Source organism: Streptomyces sp. SID14478 (assembly GCF_010548525.1).
In the GTDB taxonomy this organism is placed as follows: Bacteria; Actinomycetota; Actinomycetes; order Streptomycetales; family Streptomycetaceae; genus Streptomyces.
On record NZ_JAAGMG010000715.1, the window covers coordinates 1 to 5,414 of the forward strand.

A 5,414-nucleotide genomic window follows, 5' to 3' on the forward strand; every position below is an offset into this window, starting at 1 on the left:
CGCTCCTGCTCGACCTGGGCGCGCGCACGGCGCTGACCGGGTACGCGGACGCGCTCCTCGCCCCGCTGGACACGGCGGACCCCAGCGGGGCGCTGGCCCTGACCCTCGGCACGTGGCTGGACAGCGGCAGCTCCTGGGACGAGACGGCCCGCCTCCTCGGCCTGCACCGGCACACCGTCCGCAACCGCCTCGACAAGGTCGCCCGCCTGACGGGCCGCCGCCTCGACGACGGCGACGACCGCTTCGACCTGTGGCTGGCGCTGCGCGCGCGGCGCGCGGCCAGGACCGGGTGACCCGTACGACAGCCCGGGTGACCCGTACGACAGGTCCACTCCACGGAACCGATCAACGCCGCACAGCGACCCTGGGCACAATGGACGCATGCCGATACCCGGGATTCCCAGCGATACTCCGACCCGTGCCGCCCTGATCGAGCACCTCGTCCGTACCCGCATCGCGGGCGAGGTGGCCACACCCCGCGAGAACAACCTCTCGCACTACCGCAGGCTCGCCAACGGCGACCGGAACTACTGGCTCGGCCTGGAGCTCGGCGACCGCTGGACGGACGAGCAGGACGTGCTCGCGGTGATGGCGGAGCGCTGCGGGGTCGTCGACGACCCGGAGTTCCGCCACGGCCAGGACACCATCGACCCCGAGCTGACGGTCGACGCCCTGGAGCGGATGGCGGCCCGGCTGCACAAGGCGGCGGAGGACCGCCAGCGGGTCCTGTTCGCCACGGGTCACCCGGGCGGTCTGCTCGACGTCCACCGCGCGACGGCGGCGGGCCTGCGCGCGGCGGGCTGCGAGATCGTGGTGATCCCCGAGGGCCTGTCCACCGAGGAGGGCATGGTGTTCCAGTTCGCGGACGTGGCGATGCTGGAGCGCGGCGCGACGTTGTGGCACACGCACGCGCCCGAGCCGATGACGCAGATCCTCGACGGCCTGGAGCGCGCCGGCCGGCCGCTGCCCGACCTGGTCGTCGCCGACCACGGCTGGGCGGGCTGCGCGGGCCAGCGCGGCCTGGACTCCGTCGGTTACGCGGACTGCAACGACCCGGCGCTGTTCCTCGGCGAGGCGGAGGGCACGATGCAGGTGACGGTCCCCTTGGACGACCATGTGACCAGCCCGCGCCACTACGACCCGATGACGGCGTACCTGCTGGATGCGGCGGGGCTGCTGGACTAGCTCCTCGCCGTGAGCGCGGGGTTTCGTCGGCGGGTGCGGGCCGGTGGGGCTTCTCGCGCAGTTCCCCGCGCCCCTGAAATGCAGGCGCTTCGCGCCGCATTTCCCTGATGAGATGCCGCACCGAAGGTGCGCGTCTCAGGGGCGCGGGGAACTGCGCGACCAGCCACGACGGCGCCGCACCCGCCCACCCCCCACGGACCCCACGGCGAGACGGCGCCTACCAGGGGTTGAGTCCCTCGGTGCGGCGCTGGGCGAACCCCGGGGTGGGGTCCAGGTACACCCGCCGCACCGCAGGGAACCGCTCACGCAACCGCCGCGAGGCGTCCTCGCAGGCCCACTCGATCTGCGCGGCGGTGGACGCGTCCCGGAAGTCCACCTTGGCGGCGACGAGCGCCTCCCGGGGCCCCTGCACGAGCGTGGTCAGCTCCAGCACGGCCTCGACGTGCTCGCCCTCGACGAGCAGCGCCCGGATCTCGTCCCGCATCGGCTTCGGCAGGGGCCGCCCCACGAGCAGCTCGGCGTTGGAGCGGCCCAGTACCCAGGCCACCCACAGCAGCAGCGCGCCGATGCCCAGCGAGGCGATGCCGTCCCACACCCCGGACCCGGTGAGCTGCCCGCCGAGCAGCCCGCCCGCGGCGAACAGCAGGCCGACGAGCGCGGCGCTGTCCTCCAGGACGACGGCCTTCACGGCGGTGTCGGGCGTGTGCTTCAGATACCTGCCGAAGGGGGCGGCGAACCGGGCCGCCTCGCCCCGCGCCTGCTTGACGGCGGTGCGCAGCGAGAACCCTTCCAGCACGAAGGCGATCGCGAGCACGATGTACGACACCAGGGGGTTGCCGAGTTCCTCCCCCGCGATCAGCGTGTGGATGCCGTCGTACAGGGAGAAGACGGCGCCGCCGACGAACGTGGCGACGGCGGCGAGCATCGCCCATACGTAGCGCTCGCCCCCGTACCCGAGCGGATGTTCCTCGTCGGCGGGCTTCTCGCTGCGCTTCAGTGCCGTGAGGAGCAGCAGTTCGGTGACGGTGTCGGCGAACGAGTGCGCCGCTTCGGAGAGCATCGCGCTGGAGCCGCTGATGACCCCGGCGACCGCCTTGGCCAGCGCGATCCCCAGGTTCGCCGCCGCGGCGACGATGACGGTGAAGACGCTCTCCCCGCCCGCTTCTTCTTCCGTCGCGTCGTCCGCGCCCTCAGCCCGTGCGTCCATGTACGGACGCTATGTCCGATCAGCGTGGAACGCGAACGACGCCTTCCTGGATGACGGTGATCGCGAGCTGCCCGTCCCGGGTGTAGATGCGGGCCTGGCCGAGGCCGCGCCCCCCGGAGGCGGACGGCGACTCCTGGTCGTACAGCAGCCATTCGTCGGCGCGGAACGGCCGGTGGAACCACATGGCGTGGTCCAGCGAGGCGCCCACCACGTCGCCGACGGCCCAGCCGCCGCGCCCGTGGGCGAGCAGCACGGAGTCGAGCAGTGTCATGTCGGAGACGTACGTGGCCAGGCACACGTGCAGCAGGTGTTCGGCGCCTTCGGTGGATCCGTCGAGCTTGCCGTTCGTGCGGAACCAGACCTGGGAGCGCGGCGGCTGCGGCTCGCCCACGAAGGCGAACGGCGGCGCGTCCACGTACCGCAGGTCGACGGCCTCGCGCGCTTCGAGGAGCCGGGTCACGACCTTGGGGTCGACGAACGCGTCGGCGTAGCGCGGCAGCATCTCGGCTGCCGTGGGCAGCGTCTCCGGGTCGGGCGCGGGCGGCATGTCGGCCTGGTGGTCGAGGCCTTCCTCGTACGTCTGGAAGGACGCGGAGAGGTGGAAGATCGGCTGCCCGTGCTGGATGGCGACGACGCGGCGCGTGGTGAAGGACCGGCCGTCGCGGATCCGGTCGACGGTGTAGACGATGGGCGCGCCCGGGTCCCCCGCCACGAGGAAGTACGCGTGCAGGGAGTGGGCGAACCGGTCGGCCGGGACGGTGCGCCCGGCGGCGACCAGCGCCTGGGCCGCCACCTGCCCGCCGAAGACGCGCGGGACGACGGCGGACCGGGACCGGCCGCGGAAGACGTCCTGCTCGATCCGCTCCAGGTCGAGCAGATCGAGCAGGGACTCAAGTGCCTTGTTCATAGGGGTAGTTGTACTCAGTGCACTGGTCGGGCGGGTTACAGGCCCATGTTCTTCGCGATGATCATCTTCATGACCTCGCTGGTGCCGCCGTAGATGCGGTTGACGCGGTTGTCCGCGTACAGGCGGGCGATCGGGTACTCGTTCATGAACCCGTAGCCGCCGTGCAGCTGGAGGCAGCGGTCGATGACGCGGTGGGCGACCTCGGTGCAGAACAGCTTCGCGGACGCGGCCTCGGCGGCGGTCAGCTCGCCGGCGTCGAGGGCCTCCAGGGCGCGGTCGGCGACGGCCTCGGCGGCGTCCACCTCGGCCTGGCAGGCAGCCAGTTCGAACTTGGTGTTCTGGAAGGACGCGACCGGCTTGCCGAAGACGGCGCGCTCCTGGACGTACTCCTTGGCGAACCGCACGGCGGCCTTGGCCTGCGCGTACGCGCCGTAGGCGATGCCCCAGCGCTCGGAGGCAAGGTTCGTGCCGAGGTAGCCGAAGCCCTTGTTCTCCTCGCCGAGGAGGTCCTCGGCGGGCACCTTCACGTCGACGAACGCCAGCTCGGCGGTGTCGGAGGTGCGCAGGCCGAGCTTGTCGAGCTTGCGGCCGATGGAGTAGCCCTCGGACTTGGTGTCGACGGCGAACAGGGAGATGCCGAAGCGGCGGTCCTCGGCGGACGGGGCCGACGTGCGGGCGCAGACGATGACGCGGTCGGCGTGCACGCCGCCGGTGATGAACGTCTTGGCGCCGTTGAGGACGTAGTGCGTGCCGTCGTCGGACAGCTTGGCGGTGGTCTTCATGCCCGCGACGTCGGAGCCGGTGCCCGGCTCGGTCATCGCCAGCGCCCACATCTCCTCGCCGGAGACGAACCTGGGCAGGTAGCGCTTCTTCTGCTCGTCGGTGGCGAGCATCTTGATGTACGGCAGGGCGAGCAGGACGTGCACGCCGGAGCCGCCGAAGGAGACGCCCGCGCGGGCGGTCTCCTCGTACTGGATGGCCTCGAACTTGTGGGTGCTCAGGCCGGCGCCGTCGAACTCCTCGGGCACGTTGATGCCGAACAGGCCGAGCTCCGCCATCTTGGCGTACAGCTCGCGCGGCACGATGCCCTGCTGGAACCACTCGTCGTAGTGGGGGACGACCTCGGCCTCGATGAAGGCGCGCAGGGTCTCCCGGAACGCCTCGTGGTCCTCATCAAAAACGGTACGGCGCACGGAGAACTCTCCCTCTGATACGAGACCTGCGAGACCTGCTGACGAGGTCTACCACTACTAAGCGCTTGCTCAGATGTACGTTACCGGCCGGTCACGAGAGCGTCCAGAGATGCACATCACTCTGCGGCCGCCGCGAACGCCCCACGCGCCAACTTGTGCAGCATCGCCGCCGTCGCGGCCCGCCCCGGAAGGGAGCCGGGGCGGCTCAGGTGCGGCGTCGAGTTCAGCAGCCCGAAGACCGCGTGCACGGCCACGCGCGCGTGCGCCTCCGCGAGGTCCGGATAGACCTTGCGCACCGACTCCACCCACAGCTCCACGTACTGGCGCTGCAGCTGCCGCACCAGCTTGCGGTCGCTGTCGCGCAGCCGGTCCAGCTCCCGGTCGTGCAGGGTGATCAGGTCGCGGTCGTCGAGCGCGAAGTCGATGTGCCCCTCGATGAGCGAGTCGAGCAGCGCCTCGGGCCCGTGCTCCGCCTCGGCGACCCGCCGCTTGCCGCCGGTCAGCAGCTGCCCGCTGATCCCGACGAGCAGCTCGGCGAGCATCGCGTCCTTGCCCGCGAAGTGGCGGTAGAGACCGGGGCCGCTGATGCCGACCGCGGCTCCTATCTCGTCGACCCCCACGCCGTGGAACCCGCGCTCGGCGAAGAGCCGCGCGGCCTCCCTGAGGATCTGCTCGCGCCGGGTGGGGGCGTCGGTTCTGGTGGCCATGACAGCAATTCTAGACAGTGAGGTTAGCGGCCGTTAACCTGAAGGAAATCGGTTAACGCTCATTAACTGCATGAGGGGACCGCAGGATGCAGGACGCACCGGAGCTCGTGAGCGCGGCCGAGCCCGCCTCCCCGGCCTGGCAGGCCAACGAGGCGGCCCACCGGGCACTCGGCGAGGAGCTGCGCACGAAGCTCGCCGCGGCCCGGCTCGGCGGC

At 71.3% G+C, this 5,414-nt stretch carries 6 protein-coding genes; 2 read left to right on the top strand and 4 right to left on the bottom strand.

Annotated features, from left to right (window positions below; genetic code table 11):
- Together G3I40_RS23795 and G3I40_RS23800 are read left to right on the top strand one after the other, a co-directional pair.
- A partial coding sequence (locus G3I40_RS23795; protein WP_164304153.1) for a helix-turn-helix domain-containing protein occupies nucleotides 1–293 on the top strand: 293 nt, incomplete at its 5' end.
- Between the two features lie 88 nt (nucleotides 294–381).
- Nucleotides 382–1,185, top strand: a complete 804-nt coding sequence (locus tag G3I40_RS23800) for a phosphatase (RefSeq protein ID WP_164304154.1) — start codon at nucleotides 382–384, stop codon at nucleotides 1,183–1,185.
- Between the two features lie 217 nt (nucleotides 1,186–1,402).
- Here the strand turns inward: G3I40_RS23800 and G3I40_RS23805 are convergent, their stop codons facing one another.
- From G3I40_RS23805 to G3I40_RS23820, 4 genes are all read right to left on the bottom strand, one after another.
- Nucleotides 1,403–2,392 carry a cation diffusion facilitator family transporter gene (locus G3I40_RS23805; protein ID WP_164304155.1) on the bottom strand — a complete coding sequence of 330 codons (990 nt, stop codon included), beginning with the start codon at nucleotides 2,390–2,392 and terminating at the stop codon, nucleotides 1,403–1,405.
- A gap of 19 nt (nucleotides 2,393–2,411) precedes the next feature.
- Nucleotides 2,412–3,299, bottom strand: coding sequence for an acyl-CoA thioesterase II (locus G3I40_RS23810; protein WP_164304156.1), 888 nt, complete (start codon nucleotides 3,297–3,299; stop codon nucleotides 2,412–2,414).
- 35 nt (nucleotides 3,300–3,334) lie between these two features.
- Nucleotides 3,335–4,492 (bottom strand): acyl-CoA dehydrogenase family protein, encoded by a 1,158-nt coding sequence (locus tag G3I40_RS23815; protein WP_164304157.1) that lies wholly within the window; start codon nucleotides 4,490–4,492, stop codon nucleotides 3,335–3,337.
- 116 nt (nucleotides 4,493–4,608) lie between these two features.
- Nucleotides 4,609–5,199 carry a TetR/AcrR family transcriptional regulator gene (locus tag G3I40_RS23820; protein WP_164304158.1) on the bottom strand — a complete coding sequence of 197 codons (591 nt, stop codon included), beginning with the start codon at nucleotides 5,197–5,199 and terminating at the stop codon, nucleotides 4,609–4,611.
- Nucleotides 5,200–5,414 lie beyond the last annotated feature (215 nt).